The 21396-nt window shown below is 37.3% G+C and carries 26 protein-coding genes, 1 tRNA gene and 1 pseudogene; 15 read left to right on the forward strand and 13 right to left on the reverse strand.

Annotation, left to right across the window (positions count from 1 at the left end):
• Positions 1–21 precede the first annotated feature (21 nt).
• The 3 genes from NSQ76_RS06400 (at position 22) to NSQ76_RS06410 (ending at position 2520) form a co-directional block, all read left to right on the forward strand.
• A complete protein-coding gene (locus NSQ76_RS06400; protein WP_341053063.1) occupies positions 22–1140 on the forward strand; it encodes a methionine biosynthesis PLP-dependent protein in 1119 nt (372 codons plus the stop codon).
• A complete protein-coding gene (gene metC, locus NSQ76_RS06405; RefSeq protein ID WP_070325716.1) occupies positions 1137–2315 on the forward strand; it encodes a cystathionine beta-lyase in 1179 nt (392 codons plus the stop codon). Before NSQ76_RS06400 ends, metC begins: the two co-directional genes overlap by 4 nt.
• A gap of 132 nt (positions 2316–2447) precedes the next feature.
• Positions 2448–2520: transfer RNA gene (locus tag NSQ76_RS06410), tRNA-Val, on the forward strand.
• A gap of 115 nt (positions 2521–2635) precedes the next feature.
• Here the strand turns inward: NSQ76_RS06410 and NSQ76_RS06415 are convergent.
• A complete protein-coding gene (locus tag NSQ76_RS06415; RefSeq protein WP_341053065.1) occupies positions 2636–2896 on the reverse strand; it encodes a tyrosine-type recombinase/integrase in 261 nt (86 codons plus the stop codon).
• Here NSQ76_RS06415 and NSQ76_RS06420 point away from each other — a divergent pair.
• Entirely contained in the window at positions 2795–3061 is a 267-nt protein-coding gene (locus NSQ76_RS06420) for a hypothetical protein (RefSeq protein WP_341055805.1), read from the forward strand. The genes NSQ76_RS06415 and NSQ76_RS06420 overlap by 102 nt on opposite strands.
• A gap of 23 nt (positions 3062–3084) precedes the next feature.
• Here NSQ76_RS06420 and NSQ76_RS06425 read toward each other — a convergent pair whose 3' ends face one another.
• Both NSQ76_RS06425 and NSQ76_RS06430 read right to left on the reverse strand, forming a co-directional pair.
• Positions 3085–3711: a hypothetical protein gene (locus NSQ76_RS06425; RefSeq protein ID WP_341053067.1), complete on the reverse strand. Its 627-nt coding sequence runs from the start codon at positions 3709–3711 to the stop codon at positions 3085–3087.
• A 222-nt stretch (positions 3712–3933) separates the two neighbouring features.
• Complete coding sequence (locus NSQ76_RS06430; RefSeq protein ID WP_341053068.1) at positions 3934–4203, reverse strand: hypothetical protein; 270 nt, start codon at positions 4201–4203, stop codon at positions 3934–3936.
• Between the two features lie 254 nt (positions 4204–4457).
• Here NSQ76_RS06430 and NSQ76_RS06435 point away from each other — a divergent pair, with 254 nt between their 5' ends.
• The 3 genes from NSQ76_RS06435 (at position 4458) to NSQ76_RS06445 (ending at position 5806) form a co-directional block, all read left to right on the forward strand.
• A complete protein-coding gene (locus NSQ76_RS06435) occupies positions 4458–4970 on the forward strand; it encodes a hypothetical protein (RefSeq protein WP_341053069.1) in 513 nt (170 codons plus the stop codon).
• A gap of 253 nt (positions 4971–5223) precedes the next feature.
• The gene (locus NSQ76_RS06440) at positions 5224–5445 is read left to right on the forward strand and encodes a hypothetical protein (RefSeq protein ID WP_341053071.1); all 222 of its coding nucleotides are present in this window, start codon (positions 5224–5226) and stop codon (positions 5443–5445) included.
• A gap of 136 nt (positions 5446–5581) precedes the next feature.
• Positions 5582–5806 (forward strand): hypothetical protein, encoded by a 225-nt coding sequence (locus tag NSQ76_RS06445; RefSeq protein WP_024424997.1) that lies wholly within the window; start codon positions 5582–5584, stop codon positions 5804–5806.
• A gap of 290 nt (positions 5807–6096) precedes the next feature.
• Here NSQ76_RS06445 and NSQ76_RS06450 read toward each other — a convergent pair whose 3' ends face one another.
• The 5 genes from NSQ76_RS06450 to NSQ76_RS06470 form a co-directional block, all read right to left on the reverse strand.
• On the reverse strand, positions 6097–6573 hold the full coding sequence (locus NSQ76_RS06450) for a hypothetical protein (protein WP_263905368.1): 477 nt from the start codon (positions 6571–6573) through the stop codon (positions 6097–6099).
• Positions 6574–6596: 23 nt separating this feature from the next.
• A complete protein-coding gene (locus NSQ76_RS06455) occupies positions 6597–7259 on the reverse strand; it encodes a TetR family transcriptional regulator (protein WP_341053074.1) in 663 nt (220 codons plus the stop codon).
• Positions 7260–7332: 73 nt separating this feature from the next.
• Positions 7333–8151, reverse strand: coding sequence for an oxidoreductase (locus NSQ76_RS06460; protein WP_056766189.1), 819 nt, complete (start codon positions 8149–8151; stop codon positions 7333–7335).
• A 657-nt stretch (positions 8152–8808) separates the two neighbouring features.
• Positions 8809–9753 (reverse strand): acetyl-CoA carboxylase carboxyltransferase subunit alpha, encoded by a 945-nt coding sequence (locus tag NSQ76_RS06465; protein ID WP_135032309.1) that lies wholly within the window; start codon positions 9751–9753, stop codon positions 8809–8811.
• 32 nt (positions 9754–9785) lie between these two features.
• On the reverse strand, positions 9786–10232 hold the full coding sequence (locus tag NSQ76_RS06470; protein ID WP_056766193.1) for a MarR family winged helix-turn-helix transcriptional regulator: 447 nt from the start codon (positions 10230–10232) through the stop codon (positions 9786–9788).
• A gap of 257 nt (positions 10233–10489) precedes the next feature.
• Between NSQ76_RS06470 and NSQ76_RS06475 the strand changes: the two genes are divergently transcribed.
• The 5 genes from NSQ76_RS06475 to NSQ76_RS06495 all read left to right on the forward strand — a co-directional run bounded on the left by NSQ76_RS06475 (position 10490) and on the right by NSQ76_RS06495 (position 14525).
• Positions 10490–11320 (forward strand): sialate O-acetylesterase, encoded by an 831-nt coding sequence (locus tag NSQ76_RS06475; protein WP_341053080.1) that lies wholly within the window; start codon positions 10490–10492, stop codon positions 11318–11320.
• Between the two features lie 115 nt (positions 11321–11435).
• Complete coding sequence (gene catA / locus NSQ76_RS06480) at positions 11436–12098, forward strand: type A chloramphenicol O-acetyltransferase (RefSeq protein WP_056766195.1); 663 nt, start codon at positions 11436–11438, stop codon at positions 12096–12098.
• Between the two features lie 206 nt (positions 12099–12304).
• Positions 12305–13423, forward strand: coding sequence for a Rap family tetratricopeptide repeat protein (locus NSQ76_RS06485; RefSeq protein ID WP_341053083.1), 1119 nt, complete (start codon positions 12305–12307; stop codon positions 13421–13423).
• Positions 13413–13589, forward strand: coding sequence for a hypothetical protein (locus NSQ76_RS06490; protein WP_025093434.1), 177 nt, complete (start codon positions 13413–13415; stop codon positions 13587–13589). Before NSQ76_RS06485 ends, NSQ76_RS06490 begins: the two co-directional genes overlap by 11 nt.
• A 108-nt stretch (positions 13590–13697) precedes the next feature.
• On the forward strand, positions 13698–14525 hold the full coding sequence (locus NSQ76_RS06495; protein WP_341053086.1) for an SMI1/KNR4 family protein: 828 nt from the start codon (positions 13698–13700) through the stop codon (positions 14523–14525).
• Between the two features lie 44 nt (positions 14526–14569).
• Here NSQ76_RS06495 and NSQ76_RS06500 read toward each other — a convergent pair whose 3' ends face one another.
• Entirely contained in the window at positions 14570–14818 is a 249-nt protein-coding gene (locus NSQ76_RS06500; protein WP_056766201.1) for a DUF2651 family protein, read from the reverse strand.
• Positions 14819–15359: 541 nt separating this feature from the next.
• Here NSQ76_RS06500 and NSQ76_RS06505 point away from each other — a divergent pair.
• Positions 15360–16260: pseudogene (locus NSQ76_RS06505) on the forward strand (macrolide 2'-phosphotransferase).
• A gap of 42 nt (positions 16261–16302) precedes the next feature.
• Here NSQ76_RS06505 and NSQ76_RS06510 read toward each other — a convergent pair.
• A complete protein-coding gene (locus NSQ76_RS06510) occupies positions 16303–17178 on the reverse strand; it encodes a LysR family transcriptional regulator (protein ID WP_024424981.1) in 876 nt (291 codons plus the stop codon).
• Between the two features lie 23 nt (positions 17179–17201).
• On the reverse strand, positions 17202–17900 hold the full coding sequence (locus NSQ76_RS06515; RefSeq protein WP_024426756.1) for an aspartate/glutamate racemase family protein: 699 nt from the start codon (positions 17898–17900) through the stop codon (positions 17202–17204).
• Positions 17901–18078: 178 nt separating this feature from the next.
• Between NSQ76_RS06515 and NSQ76_RS06520 the strand changes: the two genes are divergently transcribed.
• Entirely contained in the window at positions 18079–18603 is a 525-nt protein-coding gene (locus tag NSQ76_RS06520) for a DinB family protein (RefSeq protein ID WP_341053090.1), read from the forward strand.
• Between the two features lie 4 nt (positions 18604–18607).
• Here the strand turns inward: NSQ76_RS06520 and NSQ76_RS06525 are convergent, their stop codons facing one another.
• The gene (locus NSQ76_RS06525) at positions 18608–19171 is read right to left on the reverse strand and encodes a GNAT family N-acetyltransferase (protein WP_135031996.1); all 564 of its coding nucleotides are present in this window, start codon (positions 19169–19171) and stop codon (positions 18608–18610) included.
• An 18-nt stretch (positions 19172–19189) separates the two neighbouring features.
• A complete protein-coding gene (locus NSQ76_RS06530) occupies positions 19190–20080 on the reverse strand; it encodes a LysR family transcriptional regulator (RefSeq protein WP_341053093.1) in 891 nt (296 codons plus the stop codon).
• Positions 20081–20207: 127 nt separating this feature from the next.
• Between NSQ76_RS06530 and NSQ76_RS06535 the strand changes: the two genes are divergently transcribed.
• The gene (locus NSQ76_RS06535; RefSeq protein WP_025093442.1) at positions 20208–21365 is read left to right on the forward strand and encodes an MFS transporter; all 1158 of its coding nucleotides are present in this window, start codon (positions 20208–20210) and stop codon (positions 21363–21365) included.
• The last annotated feature ends 31 nt before the right edge of the window (positions 21366–21396 follow it).

Here is a 21396-nt window from a genome sequence, read left to right on the forward strand (position 1 = left end):
TTTTACTTAGGATGGTGTCAAATGACAGAACATGTGGAAACGAAATTAGCGCAGATTGGAAACCGTAGCGATGAGGTGACTGGCACTGTCAGTCCTCCCGTTTATCTTTCGACAGCATATAGACATAGAGGTATAGGGGAATCGACAGGATTTGATTACATTCGAACGAAAAACCCAACAAGACAGCTTGTAGAGGATGCAATTGCTTCACTCGAAGAAGGGACGGCCGGTTTTGCCTTCAGTTCGGGAATGGCGGCAATCCAAACGATCATGGCTCTATTTGAAAGCGGAGATGAACTCATCGTCTCATCAGACCTATATGGCGGTACATACCGTTTGTTTGAAAACGAATGGAAAAAGTACGGCCTGCGTTTTCTTTATGATGATTTTTCAGATGAAGACTGTTTACGCTCTAAAATCACGCCAAACACAAAAGCGGTCTTTATTGAAACACCGACAAATCCATTGATGCAGGAAGCAGATATTCAAAAAATAGCGAAGATTGCAAAAGAGCATGACGCTTTGGTGATTGTCGATAACACCTTTTACACACCAGTCTTGCAAAAGCCGATTACGCTTGGAGCGGACATTGTCCTTCATAGCGCAACCAAATATTTAGGCGGACATAATGACGTTCTTGCCGGGCTTGTGGTGACAAAAGGAGAGCAGCTGTCTGAAGACATGTTCCAGCATCAAAACGCGATAGGAGCGGTTCTATCACCATTTGACTCATGGCTTTTAATGAGAGGCATGAAAACACTGGCTCTTAGAATGCGCCAGCACGAGGCAAATGCGAAGGAGCTGGCTGAGTTTTTAAAGAAACAGCCAGAAATTCAAGATGTGCTTTATCCAGGAAAGGGAGGCATGCTGTCATTCCGAGTAGCTAAAGAGGACTGGGTCAATCCATTTTTAAAGCAGCTGAAAACGATTTGTTTTGCTGAAAGCCTTGGCGGAGTCGAAAGCTTCATTACGTATCCTGCAACACAAACGCACATGGATATTCCAGAAGAGATTCGCATTGCAAACGGTGTATGTAACAAGCTGCTCCGTTTCTCTGTTGGCATCGAGCATGTAGATGACTTGAAAGCAGACCTGAAACAGGCACTATCACAAGTAAAAGAGGAGGTACACGCCAAATGACCACACACGATTGGACACTCGAAACACAACTCGTTCATAATGCGTTTAAAACAGACCGTTCAACAGGTGCAGTCAGTGTACCGATTCAGCATGCATCCACATTTCATCAAAGCAGCTTCGATGAATTTGGCCAATATGACTACTCCAGATCGGGAACTCCGACACGTCAAGCATTAGAGGATACGATTGCAGCGCTGGAAGGAGGAACGAGAGGGCTTGCCTTTGCATCAGGCATGGCAGCCATTTCAACCGCTTTTCTTCTATTATCAAAGGGAGATCACGTCCTTGTCACAAGAGATGTGTACGGCGGGACTTTCCGAATGATCACCCAAGTTCTTTCAAGATTTGGAATTGAGCATACCTTCGTGGACATGACCGATTTGAATGAAGTCAAAAGAGGCATTCAATCGAATACAAAGGTCATTTACATGGAAACACCGTCCAACCCAACACTAGGCATTACAGATATTGAAGGTGTCGTACAGCTTGCGAAAGAGCATGACTGTCTGACTTTCTTAGATAATACGTTTTTAACACCTGCGCTTCAGCGTCCGCTGGATCTTGGTGTTGATGTTGTTCTGCATAGCGCAACGAAATTTTTAAGCGGCCATAGTGATGTGCTGTCAGGCTTAGCTGTGGTGAAAGATGAGAAGCTGGGAGAGGAACTTTATTCGCTGCAAAACTCCTTCGGTGCGGTCCTTGGCGTGCAGGACTGCTGGCTTGTGTTAAGAGGGTTAAAAACCCTTCAGGTGAGATTAGAAAAAGCAAGCCAAACGGCCTTCGAACTAGCTTCATTTCTAAAAGAACATCCTGCGGTGAAAAAAGTATACTATCCAGGCTTAGACGATCATCCTGGGGCACACATTCAGCGCAAGCAAGCAAGCGGAGCAGGAGCCGTTCTCTCATTTGAACTAGAAAACCAAGCGGCTGTCAAAGAATTGGTGGATGCCGTCACATTACCTGTATTCGCCGTCAGCCTCGGCGCCGTTGAATCCATTCTGTCGTATCCAGCTAAAATGTCACATGCGGCTATGCCAAAAGAAGAAAGAGAAAAAAGAGGGATTACAGATGGGCTGCTTCGTTTAAGTGTCGGAGTTGAAAACGGAGAAGACCTCAAACGCGACTTCAAACAAGCACTCGATCAACTAAAGCCCGTCCTTGTGAACCAATCATAAAGAAGGAGAGAAAAAAGCCGGCACAGCAGCCGGCTTTTTGACCTTTTTTGAACAAAACCATTGACGGCTTAATATGATGGTTATATAATAGAGACTGTCAGTAACAGAAAGCCCAGAACTGATACATAACCCGATTCCGTAGCTCAGCTGGGAGAGCGCTACCTTGACAGGGTAGAGGTCGCTGGTTCGAGCCCAGTCGGAATCATATAAAAAGACGTTGATACAGAGCCATTCTTGAGATAATCGAGAGTGGCTTTTGTATTTCTTAAAACAAAAAGGTAACATTACCAAAATAAAAACCACACTGAAATAAAGTGTGGTCAATTTAAAATTCCATCCATTTGATCAGCAATCTGTTGGCTTGTTGAAGGTAGTACATATATGTTTGAAGTGTTCCTTTTATGTCCCGGTCTTTCACTCACTGCTTTAACAGGTGCACCATTCAATAATAAGATAGTTGCACAAGTGTGTCTTAGATCATGAAACCGTATCTTGGTAACGCCTGTTTCTTCTATTGGCCAATCATAGATCAGACCCCGTTTTATGAACCAAGTGAAGAAGTAAAAGAAACAGTTGATCACATTGTTGAGGAATATAAAGATGAGATTGAAGAAGTTTTGTCGGTGATTAAAGATGTCGATGTATGCAGAGATACATTCTCGTTTGTAGATCCACAGGAATGGATGACGGAATTAAAAGAGAAAAAAGCTGTTACCGCAAAGTTAAGTAAATTTAAAAAGAATTGAGGACAGCTTTTCTAAACAGAAAATCATCTAAGGATCTTTACAAACTCAGTAATAGTATCTATGCATTTTGGAACGAAGTTTTCTTCTAGTATAAAGGAAAATGTATATTCATCTATCTCGTGTTCTACACTTAATCCAGGAAGCTGTTTTATACTTGAATATTTTTTCTTTTTAACTATAGACTGATTATGTGCAATAGCATTTCTTACTTTTCCGTAGTCTACAATATCTCGCCATAAACCAGTGTTGAATGGCTCAGTGATTAAACAAGCTTTTGTTAAAAAAGTTTTTGCTCTATTAATTCCATGGCCATGAATATCCTCATAACTCAGATTGAGGTTTTTCTCTTTTTGTAGATCATTACATTTAGAATTAAGATAGTTTTCAAATGAAAAGTATATCTCCAGAAATACTGTTCTACGTATCATTTGAGGATGTCTAATTACATAATCATAAAGCTTATCATCATTTCTCTCCACGTAATACTGTGCTTCTTCTTTATCCATTCCTTGTGTAGCTTCATCAAGGTATTCTTCATAGGACTGAAGGGAATTTTGATTGTATTTTTCCATTTCATTGTAGTACTGCAGTATTTGCTTGAGTTCGAATTCTATAAAAAAATCATGTATTTTAAATATTTTAGGTGCCATATTCATCATCCTGTTCCAATTAATAGAAGTATTATAAATTAACTATAAAACTGTGTAAAGTGGAAGGGGTGTAAAGCAAATTATGTTAGATGAAAGAAAGATTAAATCTATCTCATTAATAGCGGAAGCAAGGAAGACAATGCAAGAAAGTGCTGATGAAAAACTTTACAAAAACAGGTATGATTAAACAAAAACCCACCCCGATCTGGGGTAGGTTTAAACTCATTTGTAGACGTAACATGTTCCATTGATAACATCAATACAATCGAATGTTCTATAATATGAGTCTCCATCATCATCTCTAAACCAAACACGAACTTGTGCTATTCCCTGACTATTATAACCAAGCCAGTTATACTCATAGCCTTTGTGTTTGTTTCGGATAGGTGTTAAATCTCCTGGTTTTACTGGATCTGATGCATGAGCTGGGACAGCAGATACAAGCAAAGCCCCTGTAACTAAAACACTTCCAATGATTTTTTTCAAATTCATAAATGACACTCCCTCTCAAATTTATGTATCTATTGAACCGCTAATAGACATCCTAATATTAACATTTAATTTGTTCGTAATTTGTCGAATCGTGTAGTTTTCATTAAAGTATTTTCCATTTTTGACTAAAAATAACATTCTATTCAACAATATGATTATATGCTAGAGAAAAAGTCTTGTTGACTTTTAAAAAAGCCTCAAAACAACTTCAATCGCAAGCGCAGTTTCCGATATTATCCATGAGGTGACTATAAATGAGAAGCACACTGAAGGAAAATAGAGAAATTAAGGAATTGAGAAAACAGAAGTTTACTAAGCATAATTTGGTGGAGTTGAGTTCACGTGGACTCATTGTTTACTTAACAGAGAATTTCCCTAGAGATGGGCAAGATTATACCGAATTTGAAAAGAAGATGATGATTCTAAAATCATTAGATACGGAAGATATATCACATGCTATTGCTAGAATGGATAGGATTAATCATGTTAATGACCAAAAAAGATTCTTCTTCTTTATTGGAGCAATGTCAACAATTATCGCTGCCGCAATTGGTACCATTCTCAGGAACATAGAATTCGCCCCTAATGCAACCAATTTAGATATTGCTACAACTATTGCAATGATATACATAGTTCCTGTAATTATTTGTCTAATGTTTTCCTGGGCAGTAATAATGGACAGTTTCAGCAAAGCAACAGTTAATTATTTTAAGGACTTGCTAATCCTTGCAAGAGGTGAGAAAAAGAACGATATTGAAATTGTTTAGCTTGTCCCCTGTTCAGTTTTATCTATATCCAGTTTACTCATCGTAAATTTTGGCGATATGTTGAAGAATACACTCATTTTCAATAAGGGTATTAAGTTGCCTAAATTGAACTTAGGGAGTCTATGAATTAACTATCGATTAAACCTATAGTGGGAAATTCCACATTTGGAATACTGCCGTTTTAAGCTACGGTATTCTTTTCAGTTCGCTCAAATTTTGTGTATAATTATGGAAAAGAAAATAGGGGATACAAGTGAAGGTTCTTAGATTTGAATATGAGAAAAATAGATTTAAATTACACGCAATGTTTATGAACGATATTTCAGGCATGAGGGATGATGATATTCAAAGAGATATGTTGTTTAAGAGTAAAAATATAGTTAAAGCTGCTTTGGGATTTGAAGATTATTTGGAACAAGAACATTTTTCAACATACGAAGAAACCAATTCAGTGTATTGCTCATATACGTTTTGAAAGGATAACAAGATAAGAAGGGATTAGAACCTCAGTTAGATGGAGCTAAGAATATGGATTACGATGAATTAATTGAGGATTTGAAAAGAACCCATGTTATCATAGAAGAAAATGGATGTTGGGGGATTGTCAGTAAATGCTCAAATCAAAGTTAGTTGTTTGGACGTTTATCATTGTGACTGGATTCTATATGCTGGTGAGTATATGGAACATTGCTGTATTTCCAGATAAGACATGGGCAGATTATGCAGGACAGATGTTGATTGTCATTTTTGGGAGTATGGTAAATGGTTTAATCGCTGCATTCTTTATGTACGCAGCAGCTATGTTAGTGAAATATATTAATGGTGATAAAGCTTAAATTTATAGGCAGGCATAGGTTTAAAACAGGCGCATAAAAAGGTAACAAAAAAGGTAACAAAATTTTTAGTTTTTAAAAAATACGAAGGAACACAAGAGGATACAGAAGGATAAAGAAAGCTTGTGTATCAAGGTTTATGAGTGAATAGAGGATATCGCTGATCATCACAGGATTCCATATATCTACCTTGACAGGGTAGAGGTCGCTGGTTCGAGCCCAGTCGGAATCATCGTTGAAACCCTTGCTTAGCAAGGGTTTTTTGTTTTTTTGACAACGAATATTTGTTCTGTTTATTTTGATTGGGGACGAATTTCGGCAACTCCCTTGATAACATCAATAATTTTACTGATTTCCTCTGCTCTGATTTTTAATTCATCTACAGCTTGTTTAAGATTTGAAGTTTCTATCATATTATTATTAAACGAATAGTCTAATGTTTGAATATGTTTGATGCCTTCTTCATTTAGCACCCTCACACTAATTGCCTTTTGATTTATCTGGTTAATTAATTGTTTTGAGTTTTCAATCATATTCGAGAAGTGGAGTGCTTTATGTGCAATATGTTTGTTAGTTATTTTATGTTCTCTACTACTATCTGCAACTAATTCTACAGATGCACCGATATCAATCTGTGAAGCTAAGTTGTCTTTAAAACTATTAGCAAATTCATGATTAATGTGGTCCACTTTTTCAGCGATCGTTTTATTTGTGACTATTAATGCTTCTAAATTTCCTAATAGCTTAAGTGATTTTTCAGTTTCTTTCAATAAAGAATGAGCCTCAAAAATAACTATTTTTGAGGCTCGAGTGTTTGTAAATAACCATCAAGATAAAAAGACATTGTACTCATCACATCTGTTTTAAAATCCCTTTTGAATTCTTGCATATTATGATTTTCAAGAATATTAATGACTTCATCAGGTAAGGTGGCAGTGAGTTTGCATCCTGTGATAATTGCTGCTTCAGCTTGAAAAATATCCATCACTTGCGCCTCATTGATCACATCATTTTGACAAAGTAAGTCTGTCATTTCTGCTAGTTTTTCAAATAACATCATTTTTGATTGAAGCATGGTGTCAGAGTCTACGTTTCTTTCCAACACAGAAGTTCGAATTGCTTCTAATCTGATGTACATAGGATTTTTATCAATGATTTCTTCCAGTTCCTTCAGAAAAAGATGTTTGATATCTTGAAGGTTTTTAATTTGTGTTTCAGAAATAATTTCAATGAATCGCTCTAGTCTCTTTACATATTCCCGGCATAATAGCTGGAAGAACAGAGCTTCTTTTGTTTTGAAATAAACAAACAATATGCCTTTAGACAGCTTCGTTTCTTTGGCGATATCTGACATTTTAATTTGGTTATATTCGTTTGTCTCAAAAAGCTCTGCTGCTTTATCTAAAATCGCTTGAGCTCTTAGAGCCTTTGCTTCATCTGTCATCGCTCTTTTCATTATGTTTCAACCTCCATTTCAAAGGTAATCTTGATTTGGAGTCAGACAAAGTGATATATAAGGAAGCAAGTGATTAGCTGAATCTTTTAATGATCTTGTCAAACGTACGATCACCAAGAAGATTCTTCATAAACACCATAGGTTTAGCACCAAACCCAACCAAATAGCGCGTTTTAGGTTTCGTTACAGTGACAGCTTTCACAATTGTATTTGCAATGACTTCTGGTTTTGTTAAATTACTTCCTGAATAAGTCTTTACCATGTTGTCTGCAGATTTGTTGGCAGCTTCTTTATAAGCTCCTTTTGTAGAAGCAGTTCTAAGTTTTTCTGCTGCAATGACTCCCCAGTCGGTTGCAATACCGCCAGGTTCCACAACAATGACATCAATACCAAATGGTTCAACTTCTAATCGTAAGCAATCAGAAAAACCTTCAACTGCAAATTTTGTAGCGTGATACCATGCACCAAACGATGTCCACACTTTACCACCCATAGAAGAAATATTGACGATCTTTCCATAATTGTTTTTTCTCATACTAGGCAGAACAAGCTGCGTCATTCTGGCAAGTCCAAACAAGTTCACTTCTACTTGTCTTCGAGCTTCTTCCATAGATACATCTTCCACTGCACCATATGAGCCGTAGCCCGCATTATTGACAAGCACATCAATTCTTCCTTCTTTGTCCAAAATCTCACGTACACAGTTTACCATAGACTCTTCATCAGTGACATCAAGAGAAATGGTGCTAATTCCTTGAGAGATGAGGTCTTCCATCATTTCTTTTCGACGAGCAGCACCATAAACAATGAAACCTTTCTTATTTAATTCAATTGCTGTGGACTTTCCAATACCTGCTGATGCACCTGTGATAAGAGCAACTTTTTTACTCATTTGTCATTCCTCCTTGTTTTTGACCAAAGGTCACTTATTGATGACTTGTGGTCAATTATAATTGACTTGAAGTCAGTTGTAAAGGAAAAATATTAATATGTTTTATAATTTGTTTGATTTTATGTGTTCTCTGAAAAATTTTATAAAGTTATGATTTTTTGGTGTGTAATTAAAATAGTTTTCTTTATGAAGCGAGAAAAATTTATGTAGCAGTATCTTTGTGGAAATGAGAAGGAGGTCAAAATTATTGAAGAGCAGAATGCTGATGCAAATGTTAATGATTCTTCCTTAAAAAAGGTAGAGTAATCCTATCTGAGGGTGTTTTAGCACTAGCATGTCCAGCTCTTTTTTGAATAGTATTTAAGGAGTGCGACCATTATGAATCGTGGTTGTTGAAATAGGTAATTTTGATGTGAAAGAGTCACTAGACAATAAAAGAACCAGAAACAAAGTATAGGGATATATGACGGCTTGGCCTGCCATCTCGTAGGGGGATAACGACGTTTCAAAGTATTGATGGAAGATAATCCGTTGAACAAATTTTCCTTTCCATACTAATCACACATCTTTTAATAGTATCAGCATATCCAGTTTAAGAGGATTCTTACAAAATATTTAGTATTTTTTGCGAGAATCCTCCTAAATGTAATAATATTTTCATTTATAATTCTCTATTTGTCTATACTTTTCATATCGCTGTTGTATAAGCTCTTCCGAGGATAATGGTATCAATTGTTTTAGAGATGATTCGATGACAGATTCAATCATTTTCGCCTGTGATTTTATATCATTTTGTGCTCCACCTTTTATTTCAGGAATGATTTCATCAATAATTCCTAACTGTTTTAAATCTTTTGCTGAAATTTTCATATGTTCAGCAGCTTCTGGAGCATACTTAGCATCCTTCCATAGGATAGATGCTGCTCCTTCTGGCGAAATGACCGAGTACCATGAATACTCTAACATATGGATATGGTTACCGACACTAATGCCAAGAGCTCCACCACTTGATGCCTCTCCAATTACAATACAAACAATTGGCACTTTAAGCGTAGCCATTTCCAATAGATTTCGAGCTATTGCTTCAGAAATTCCACGTTCTTCAGACCCTTTCCCTGGATAGGCGCCTATTGTATCAATAAATGTAATAATAGGGCGATTAAATTTATCAGCTTGTTTCATCAGTCTTAGCGCTTTTCTATATCCTTCTGGATGAGCCATTCCAAAATTTCTTTCTATATTTTCCTTTGTACTTCTACCTCTTTGATGACCAATAACCGTAACGGGCATTCCTTTAAATTTTGCAATACCACCTATCATTGCTTTATCATCACCATATAATCGATCACCATGAAGTTCGAAAAAGTTTGTAAACAATAAAGGTATATAATCCAATGTCGTGGGCCGGTTACGTAGCCTTGCAATTTGAACTCGTTGAAAAGGTGTAAGATTAGAATAAATTTCATCTTGCATTTTATTTAAACGTTTTTCTAATAAATGAATTTCTGACGATAAATCTACATTATTTTCTTTCATCATTTTCTTTAATTCATCAAATTTCTCTTTTAGTTCAATAATAGGACGTTCAAAATCCAAACTCATTTTATCCTCCAAAGGTTATGATTTACCTCACTCTAATCAAAAGACTTAGAAATAGAATCAATAAATAATTCAAAACCATCCACAACTATTTTTTGTTCTGATTCTGATAAATTATTAAGGATACGTTGATAAAATGTAAGGGATTGTTCTCTTAAGCGATTAACAGTAATGTGCCCTTTTTCTGTGAGGTGCAGAAAAAGTTCTCTTCTATTTTTTTCATTTACTTCACGATAAACAAGCCCCATTTTTACTAACTTATCTACCAATCTACTTACAGTTGAAGTCTCTAATCTAAGTTTATTGGATAGTTGCCAAACAGTTAATTTTTCCACCTCTAGTTCCTCTAACGCCATCATTTGAGAAGTTGGTAGAGGTTTTTCAAATGGTCCATTCGGCAAATTTTGAGATTCGAAAACCCCAGTTAATATAATCATTTTCTTAATATCTGTTCTTAGTTTTAAGGCATCTTCTCTTTTCAAAAGGTCACCCTCCTACAATTCATGCATCATACATCAATTGTATTATACATCAATTTGATTTTTTCACAAACTTAACATAAGCCAATGTGACAACATGGACGAGATATTTCTTCTTGTTGAAATGGTTTAAGTGGATTGATCCATAGTCGATCCTCCTGATTGATAGAAGCATCAGGATCTTACACTAAGTAATTTCTGTTTACTATTCTTTCAATAAAAATAGACAAATATGAAAAATAAAGAGAGGGGAGAAAGATATGAAGTCATTTTTACTAATTGGACAATCAAATATGGCGGGGCGCGGCTTCAAACATGAAGTGCCTCCGATTTATAATGAAAGAATCATGATGCTGCGAAATGGTAGATGGCAAATGATGACTGAGCCCATTCATTTTGATAGGCCGGTAGCTGGCATAGGACTAGCGGCTTCCTTTGCGGAGGCTTGGTGTAAGGATCATGAAGGAGAGAAGATTGGCCTTATTCCTTGTGCAGAGGGTGGCAGTTCCATTGATGAGTGGTCACCGGATGGAGCATTATTTCGTCATGCAATAAGTGAAGCTAAATTTGCAAAGGAAAATAGCGAATTGGCAGGGATATTATGGCATCAAGGAGAAAGTGACAGCCAAGATGGGAAATACAAAGAATACTATGAAAAATTACTAGGATTATTTAATGAACTAAGAACTGAATTATCCGTACCTAACATTCCGCTTGTAATAGGAGGTTTGGGCGATTTCTTGGGAAAGACGGCATTTGGCGCAGGATGTGTGGAATATCAACTGATTAATGAAGAACTAAAAAAATATGCACATCATCATGAAAATAGTTATTATGTTACTGCCAAAGGCCTTGCACCTAATCCGGACGGTATTCACATCAATGCGTTGTCCCAGAGAATATTTGGTATAAGATACTATGAAGCATTTCGAAAAAAAGAACATATACATGAGCCATTACCAAATGAACATGAGTTAGTGAATGAATGTCATAATAGAATGAATACCTCAGCGGAGAAAACATATATAGCACTAGAAAAGTTCACGTTAGGCAAGATGACTTACGAAGAGTTGTTGCAGGTTTTATCGTAGGTAAATCTCTGAATGGACAGAAACATAATATATATCTTGAAAGGATGATTGTGTTGGTGAAAACAGATAAAGTCTCCTCCTGAATACAAGAAATTACATTCAGGAGGAGATAAAAATGTTTAAACAAATAGATGAAAATTATCCGAGAAAAGAACACTTCCATCATTATACGAAGGTAACCCGATGCTCATATAGCCTAGTGATCGATCTAGACATTACGAAATTACATGCAATATTAAAAGAAAAAAATCTAAAAGTATATCCTGTGCAAATTTATTTGTTAGCAAGGGCTGTGCAAAAAATACCGGAGTTTCGGATGGATCTAGTGAACGATGAACTTGGTCACTGGGATCTTCTCCACTCTAGTTATACGATTCTAAATAAAGAAACAAAGACATTTTCAAGTATTTGGACGCCTTATGACGAAAACTTTGCTCAGTTTTATAAAAGCTGTGTAGCCGACATTGAAACATTTAGCAAAAGCAGCAACCTATTTCCGAAACCTCATATGCCAGAGAACATGTTCAATATTTCAAGCCTGCCTTGGATTGATTTTACTTCTTTTAACCTTAATGTATCTACAAAAGAGATTTATTTACTGCCAATATTTACGATAGGCAAATTTAAAGTGGAAGAAGGGAAAATCATTTTGCCCGTTGCGATTCAAGTACATCATGCTGTTTGTGATGGCTATCACGTGGGTCAATATGTGGAATATTTGAGGTGGCTTATTGAACATTGTGACGAGTGGTTAAATGATTCAATGCCAATTACCTGAAGACAAAAGGTATGCTCATGGAAATCTAGAAGATGAAGGCAGACTGAAATGAGTCTGCCTTTTTGTTTTGTGATGAGAATGAAAATGTTCCAAAGGTTTACTGAGGCTATATTTGTTCTTTTTGCGGTTTCTTTTCGGTGCTTTGTAAATTCTTGTATGTGATAATAAATGTCATATAAGGGAGTTCAGTGGAAGGGGAATAAGGGATGGAGAAAGTTCTTTCTTCACATGTAGGTGTGAAAATAAATGAATGGTATAAAATGATTCGGCAATTCAGTGTACCTGATGCAGAGATTTTGAAAGCTGAAGTCGAACGAGAAATTGAGCGAATGGAAGAGGATCAAGACCTACTCATTTATTATCAATTAATGTGTTTTCGACATCAGCTTATGCTCGATTATATTAAACCTTCAGAAAAACGATCGCCTTCTGTTTCTGATTTGGTTGATAAAATTGAGAATTCTAATCATCAACTTTCGGGTATGTTGCAATATTACAATGCCTTTTTTAGAGGAATGCATGAATTTAGTAAGAAAGAATATGTACAGGCTATTCAATATTACAAAATCGCTGAAAGGCAGCTCGCATTGGTTGTCGATGATATTGAGCAAGCGGAGTTTCACTTCAAGGTGGCTGAAGCCTACTATATTATGAAACAAACTCATGTTTCTATGCATCATATTATAAAGGCCTTAGACATCTATAAGCAGCATGAACAATATAAAGTTCGCCAAATACAAAGCTTGATTGTTATTGCAGGAAATTATGATGATTTCAAGCGATATGACAAGTCATTAGAGCATCTAAATACAGCTTTTTCTATAGCAGAAGAGCTCGCCGATAATATGTTAATTGCTAAAATTCTATTGAACATAGCGAATACATATGATCGACAACAAAAGTACACTGAAGCAATCATACGCTACAGAGAAGTTTTAGACATTATTACACCACGAAGTATTGATATAAAACCAATCACCCTATTTAGTTTAAGTTGGTCGTTGTATAAGTCTAGTCAACATGATGAAGCCGCTCCACTCGTAGAAGATGGTCTTAAGTGCTCCTTAGAGAGAAATGATTCGTTGTGTTTGATGTTATTTAAAGCTTTAAAAGCGATTTGTATAAATGCTAATGAGAAAGCCATTCAAGAAGTGCTAGATTATTTTGAGGAAAAGCAACTATATGTCTATGTCGAGGCATTTGCTCAAAGTATAGGATTATCTTCTGAAAAAAAAGGGGACTTTGAAAAAGCTGCCGAATATTACAGAAAGGCTCTTAAAGCTCAAAATGATATTCAAAAAGGAGAGTGTCTGTATGATTATTAAAAAATTACTAGTCATTGTATCCATTGTATTGTTAAGTGTTTCAACAGCAGAAATTTTGAAAATCATTGAAACAAAATCAATTCGGAATACAACAATGGAGGAACAACAAAAATCAAATCGAAATACGACTATCATTGATCGAAATACAACCTCTGAAAACGTATAGACAAGATTAAAACAGACTTTAATAGTCTGTTTTTTTATGAAGTAGAATGGCAAATGAATAGTTGGTCAATGTTATACTTATCTCAATAGATATAGGGAGGCATCCACTTTGAAACCTTTTTGGGAGAAAGAAGAAGCGAGTCCTTTCACGTTAGAAAAGATAGATGAGGAAAAAATTCGTGAAGCAGAGGGAAGACTTGGTGTCGCTTTACCTGATACATATAAAAAGCTCATCTTAGAATGGAATGGTGGCTTTACAGTTCGTAATGCGTTTCCAACGGAACAACCGAATTCATGGGCTGAGGATCATGTTCAATTTGACCATCTAAGAGGAATCGCCAAAGATGATGGCATCATGAATAGTTCCCAGTTAAGTGATGAATTGGAGCTGCCGGAGGGACTTGTGATCATCAGCGGAGAGGAAGATACATGGATCGCAATGGATTATCGAAAAACGAAGGAACACCCGCCTATTCACTATTTTGATTTAGAAATGGGAGTCGATTTTAAGCTGGCGGATACTTTCGATGATTTTATTGAGAAGTTATATACAGCTGAAGACGCGATGGTCGAGGTAGTAGAGATTGATGATGAATCTTCTGAATTATATATAAGTAGAGAAGAGCTTGAACTCATATTTGAGAGAGGAGACCTTCGTCAGCAAAATCTCTTTAAAATGGCACATTATCCGATGGAAGACATTGAAGAGATTGAATGGTTTTTCGATCGAATGAAAAAATGCATCAAACAGATAAAAGATCAAAATGTCTTGTACGAAGCAGCCACGACTGTTCACTCCATTCTTTTGTTAAATCCAGATATGCCAAGGAATGACCGTATCAATAAAGAGCTGCAAGAAATTGCTGAGTTTCTAGAAAAGAGTGGAGAGTCTCTTACCGTTCTTTTGGGAGAAGACATTCATCCAGTGAAAAAATGATAGTGAAAGAATAAAAGCCCTCAAAGGGCTTTTAAAAATGTAGTTTAAGACCTCTTTTTATTTAAGGTTTTCATGATGAATAATGCTATATATGAAGCAATGAATGAGCCTAAAGTGTAAACAACTGACCACCCTAAGAAGGAGATATTAAAAAGTGTAAATATCAGGATGAGCAAAATGATAAAGCTCACAACTGGCATGAAATAAACCTTTTGTACAATCAATGTGACGATAAAAGAAGCGATGATCATACTGACTGGAAGCAAGCCGAATGCGAATTCTAAATGAGTCATATCAATTCTCCCTTTAAATGACCTAGCTACATTTGAGTTTAATAAATTTATTAGACAAAAGAATCAATAACCATATCATAACAAGGAAAATCCAATTATTTCACTTTATGTAATTTAATGATGTGTCTGATGATTTTAAATTCTTCTTTTTGTAATGTTATTGAAAGGCATATTTAAATAAAGTATAGTAACTTTATATAACAAAGAGGAGGATGGTTAAAGATGATGCATGCAGGAAGATTACGTCAGCAAACTTTGAACAATCAGTAATTTCATATGTTCAAAGGCTCTGTTTTCATCAAACGGAGTAAACGGGGTAGTCTGCACATTTTTAATGATCTTCAGCGGGAAAGTATGCAAATTTACTAGAAGACAGGCAGATAATTGTTCTGTCTTTTTTTGTATGTTTTTATAATACAAAGAAAGGTATAAGTCTAGCTTTGTTTACTCTGACCACATAAAGTAGTCTGTTTGTGGTTTTTTGTGATGATATTCTTGATGCCTATTGATCATGACCAAATGAGCAATTGGAGGAATGGATATGAATAGACTGGAATTAAAGCAGTTAGCCAAACATCACGGATTAGAGATTTTAGAGAATACCATGAAAATAAATGAATCAGGTGTTGATTTCCGTGTCGCACATGTCGAAGATTTTCATGGTCATCAATGGATATTAATTAAGAGTGCCTCGCAGACCTGAATCAATGAAACATACCTTACAAGAAAAAAAGACATTAGATCATATGAGTAAGCAGGTTCACTTTCAGGTCCCTAAGTGGTCTATCTTTACAGAAAGTCTGATTGCTTATAAACAATTAGAGGGGGTACCGGCGGCTAGTATTGATGTGGAGAAGCAATCGTATGTGTGGAGTTTTGACCAAACGAATGTACCGCAAGCCTATTACGAATCATTAGGAAGAGTTCTAGCGAATGTACATTCCTTAGATCAACAGCCTTTTAAAACGATCGGTGTGGAGATGCTCAGTGCTCATGAATTAAGTGCATCAATGAAACAGCGAATGGAACGTGTCAAATCGCAATACACCATTAACAGCGGTTTATGGGAGCGCTGGCAAGCATGGCTTGATAAAGATTCTTTATGGCCGCCTTTCGTGGGGGTGAAGCATGGAGATTTACATCCTGGCCACATTCTGATTGATGAAAATCAAAGTGTGACGGGTGTGATTGATTGGACTGAAGTGGGGGTTGGTGATGTATCTGCAGACTTTTTGTCGCATCAACTTCTCTTTGGGAAAGAAGGATTAACAAAACTTATCCATGCGTATGAAAAAGCAGGCGGGAGAACTTGGCCAGGAATGGATGAACATATAATAGAACTTCTGACTACAAGTGCGATCACTGTGGCCGAGTACGCACAGAGATCAGGATTGAAAGATATGCATGAAGCTGCAGCATACATGTTAGCAAACGAAAGTTAATCAATCAGAATGAATCCAAAAAAAGCCCTAAAAAGGGCTTTTTTAATTTAATTCATGAAAAAACTGTTTGAGTTGATCAATGAAAACGGATTTTGATTTTCCTTTTTTATAAATGAACTCGATATTGATATTGAAATTGATGGATGGATCGATTGAAATTTGTTTTAATGTTCCTTGTTCTACTTCATTTCTAACACAATGATGAGGTAGAAACGATAGCCCCATTCCTTGTAGCACTAAATTTTTTGCGGTTTCCATATGATCAACCTCAATGGAAATGTTGGGTGTGATGTTGTTTTTTTGAAATAATCGGTGAAGCATCAACCAATCAAATGACCCGTAGTCAAAGAAAATAAAAGGCTGTTCTTCTAGTTCTTTCATATTGATATTGTCAAGGCTGGCAAGCGGATGATGAGTTGGGACGAACAGCCCAATCGGATCGCTGAAAATAGGAATCGATTCAATTTGAGGATGTGTTTCAGTCCTGACAATGCCAAAGTCTACTTGATTGTTAATCACTTTTTGTACAACATCCTTTGAATGCCCTGTTACAATTTTTACTTTCAGGTTTTCATATTTTTCTTTTAGGGCTGGCAATATGTTAGGCAATAGATTATTGGAAATAGAGGATGCGCATCCAATTGTCAATTCATAAGGGATCATCGTTTGTTTGAGACTATGCTTTGCTTCTTGATAAGAATGGAGAATCTTTTTGGCATGCGGGTAAAACTGTTCACCTTTTTCCGTCAGAGATAGTTTATTTCTCTGTCTATCAAATAATTTCAGGTCTAATTCCTTTTCTAACGATTGAATACGTGCCGAAACAGAAGGCTGGGTTAAATACAGTGCTTCCGCAGCTTTATTGATACTGCCTAGCTGGCATACATAAATAAACGCTTCTATATTCTCAATATTCATGTTATCCCCTTATATGACGTTCTTTAAATGTTGAGTTTTTCAAGCTCATACACTAATTTTACAGCTTCTTTCGCCAAAATGACAGTAGGGTCAATCACTTTCACATCTTTAGTTGACCTTAGGACTAAAGGGATTTCTGTGCAGCCGGCAATGATGGCTTCTGCCCCTTGATTGATTAAAATTTCTGCAGCTAACGCCAATTCACTTTCGCCTTTACTCAATTTCCCAGCTTTCACTGCATATATCCCATTCATGACGTTTTTCTGAAGCTCTTCACTTGGGGTCATGACGTCAATCTTGTGATGAGCACAAGCCTTTTGGTAGAGCTTAGTTTTTAATGTGCCATCAGTACATAGTAAGCCCACAGACGTATAGTGATGTTTGTTCAGGTGCTTTGCGGTTTCTAGTGGCATATTCATAATAGGGATATGAGTGGATTGTTGTACATTTTCTAAAAAGAAGTGAGCGGTATTGCATGCAATCAGAATAAAGTCCGCTCCTGCGCGTTCTAATCTTTTAGCTGATGCAATCATATATTCTGTAGGATCTTCGCCTTTCCCAAATATGGCGTTGGTTCTATCAGGAATTTGCGGATAATTATCAGCAATCACGTGGAGATGATCCTGATCTTTTATCGCTGGAGTATGAGAAATGATTTTTTTCATCAGATCAATCGTTGCTAAAGGGCCCATCCCGCCCATAATTCCGATCGTTGTAGACATATACACCACCACATTTCTTTTTTTTTCTATTATAAAAAAAGAAAGCATGGTGATCGTTATAGAAAAGTTCTATTTGTATATAGAAGGTTGATCAAAAACGCCTTTATCTGTTGAAGTATGAGTTGCAATCTATTCAAAAAACATTAGAATTAAGAAAAATTGAGAAAGGAGCAACCATATGAATTTCAATTTAAATGAAGCTTTAGATATGTTGAGTCGAACTCCTCACACGTTAGAAAGTCTTTTGTCGGGTTTATCGAAGGATTGGCTTCACAGCCGTGAAGGGGAGGGGACGTGGAATCCGATTGAAGTCATTGAGCATTTGATTGAAGCAGAAAAATTCAATTGGATTCCTCGATTAAATGTGATTCTTGCTGATGGAGAGAATACACCATTTCCTGCGTTTGACCGATACTCTCATTTGAACCAATCTGAAAGACAGATAGAGCAAGCACTATCTGAGTTTCAGCATGTGCGGATGGAGAATGTGGCATATATTCAGCGTATGACACATTCACGCCTTGATCTAGAAAAAAAGGGCGTCCATCCGGAGTTTGGGGTCGTGCAAGTGAGCGAATTACTTTCTGCGTGGGTTGTCCATGACTTCACACATATGTCCCAGATTGTTCGGGTCATGGCGGAACGATATCGAGCCGATGTGGGTCCATGGAGCGCTTATTTAGGAATTTTGAATAAAAAATAATTGTTTAATGGTGCTTAGCGGCCCACTCTGATTGAAGCATGGCATATTGATATTCATCGACCCAATGCCCCTTCGACATATAATTTTGCAGCAAATGTCCTTCGCGTCTCATTTCTAAACGTTCCAGCACTCGAATGGATTTTTCGTTGCGCACATCGGTAAAGGCAATGATTTTATGTTTGTTCAGTGTCATAAAAATATATTCGAAAATTGAACTGAGAGCTTCATGAATATAGCCCATTCCTTGGTATTCAGGCGCGAGTGTAAAACCTATTTCAACAATTCTTGGCTCACTGTCAAGCGTATGAATGGCGCAATCTCCTATCAGTTGATTGGAGTCAGATAAGGCAATAGCGTATTGAAACCACGTCCCCGGTTGATTAGGTTTTTGTGTCATTTGATGTTGAACAAATGATTCAGCATCTTCGTACGTGTAGTTTTCCCAGGATTGAAATTTTGCAATAGAGGGATTTGCTCGGTATTGATAAAATGCTTCAATATCCTGCCTGTCAAATTGGCGAATAACAACCCGGTTTGTTCTTGTAAATATGCTGTTTGCATTCTTCATGTGTTTACCTCACTTTTTTTAGTTTGTTCTTGATTTGAAAAAGTCTATCAGCCATTCAGATAGCTGCTGTTGTGCTTTGCTGACAAATCGATCTGCATAATAAATTAATTCCAAGTGACGGACAGGTGCTGGCTCAGCAATAGGAATCGAAACAATATTGGGCCACGTCGAATGTTGTTTTAGTAATCCTCTTGGCTGAATGGTTGCGCCGATTCCCGCTTCAACCAGCTGCAATAGCGAAGAAGCGGACCCAACCTCCATGGCAGTGTCCAGTTCAACACCCTGTTCTTTACATACGTCATCTACTAAATCCCTTCCTAGATATCCCTTTGGATACATGACCAACGCATGCTGAGCCAGCTCTTTTAATGTCACTTCACTTTTTTGAGCCAAATCACTTTCTGAATGAACAAATAATTCGTAAGGCTCACTTCCAAGTGGAATTTGAACGAGACGCTTATCCGCAGGCCCTCGCAGTCCGATGGCGAGGTCTACTTTATGTGAAAGGACTTCTTCACGAACGAAGATATTTGAATATGCCTTCAGATTGGTTTCGGGATAAAGGGTTTTAAATTCTACAAAAAGTGGAACCAGCTGAAAATCAAGATCGGATGGGAGTACTGCGAGACGAACGGTTCCTCGTTTTTCTGATAATAGTTCTTTCATCGCATTTTTTGCATCTCTTTCAGCTTGAAGCATTTTCATGCCATATTGATAAAGCAGCGAACCAGCTTCGGTAGCAACGACTTTTTTTTCGATACGATCAAAGAGCGGCATCCCAACTTCTGCTTCAAGCAGTCGAATTTGCTGGCTAAGTGTAGGCTGTGATATGCCTAGCTGCTCAGCAGCCTTTGTAAAATGCAAATGATTGAATACAGCCATAAAATAGGTAATATGCCGGGTATCCATATATCTTCCTTTCGTAAATGATAGTTTTCTCCTATCATCATAATACGAATTATTGTATTGATCAATGAATGCAGCAGATTTATACTCAAAGTAACCTTAACAAGATGAGAGAGAAAGAAGGGTATTGATGAAAAAAATATATTATTTAGCCGCTTTATTTTTAGCGGCATTAAACTTACGTCCGATCATTACTTCCGTGGCTTCCATGATGAGCATGATCCAATCAGAGCTTGGCGTAAACGCACTGACAGCAAGTCTTTTGACCACTTTGCCTGTTCTTTGTATGGGAATATTTGCTCCTGTTGCGACGATACTCAGCCGGCGGTTTGGTTTAGAGAGAACGCTGTTTTTCTCGATTCTTCTTATCACGATTGCCACCGCACTGCGTGGTACAAGCCAATCGGTTGCTATCCTGCTCATGACTGCGTTTGCAGGAGGGGTAGGGATTAGCTTCGCGGGTCCTTTATTGTCTAGTTTTATTAAAAAATATTTCCCGAGAAATCCTGGTATTGTCAGTGTGTATTCAATTTCGATGACGATAGGTGCAGCGCTCGCTTCCGGCTTTACCATTCCAATTTATTTACGCAGCCAGCATCACCTTACGTTTGCATTGTCCTGCTGGGCTATTCTAGGGGTGATTGCCCTTATTCTATGGGTCGGTTTAGTTCTCAAAAATGAGCAGAGTGATCATGTAACCTTGCCGTTAAAATTGCCGCTGAGAAATAAAAAGGCCATTCAATTCACCTTGTTCTTTGGTTTTATGTCCAGTATGTTTTATTCTTTGACGGCATGGATTTCACCGATTGCACTTAGCTTTGGAAACAGTCCGCAATATGCTGCTATGCTATTGACCATATTTACACTCATTCAGATACCGGTGGCACTACTCGTTCCAGCGGTCGTTACTCGATTAGGAAAACCGAAATTATTTCTCATCTTATGCAGTCTGTCTGAACTCATTGGACTTATCTTTCTTCTTCTGCCAATGCCGATCTTGCCAGCCGTCATTTTCCTAGGTATGGGTGCAGGTGGATTATTTCCTTTAGCGCTTATGCTTCCGATTATGGAGACGAGCACTCCGGAGGAAGCCGGAACATGGTCCGCGATGTCGCAGATGGGCGGGTACATCGTGGGTGGATTCGGTCCGTTTTTCATTGGCTTGGTTTTCGATCTAAGCGGACATTTTTATGCTTCCATTGTGGCAATGCTTGTCATCGTCTCGTTAATGATTGGCGTTCAGTTATCAATGAAACTTGGTAGAAAAGCAGGAGAAGTGTCGAGTTAAATAATGCTGCTTCACATTTCAATAAAAACGG

It is taken from the genome of Bacillus sp. FSL M8-0256, from assembly GCF_038005765.1.
In the GTDB taxonomy this organism is placed as follows: Bacteria; Bacillota; Bacilli; order Bacillales; family Bacillaceae; genus Bacillus; species Bacillus safensis.